Here is a 237-nt window from a genome sequence, read left to right on the forward strand (position 1 = left end):
CCTTCCGACGAACCCGACCTATTGGGACATCGCGGCGGCAAAGGGCGACACGGGTGCCACAGGTCCGACCGGGGCAACCGGGGCAACCGGCCCAACAGGAGCCACGGGCAGCACGGGAGCGACCGGGGCACACGGCGTTGACGGCGCGTCCGGCGGCTACTCGATTGAGTACGTTTTTGACTCGACCACCACGGCCGGCACATTCCCCGGCAACGTGCGTTGCAACAACGCGACCAT

Annotated in this window: 1 pseudogene; it reads left to right on the top strand. The window is 67.5% G+C overall.

Going from position 1 to position 237, the window contains the following annotated elements:
- Positions 1–237 (top strand): annotated as a pseudogene (locus tag BGIM_RS66740) (hypothetical protein); the annotation flags it as partial.

Source organism: Zavarzinella formosa DSM 19928 (genome assembly GCF_000255705.1).
GTDB lineage: Bacteria > Planctomycetota > Planctomycetia > Gemmatales > Gemmataceae > Zavarzinella > Zavarzinella formosa.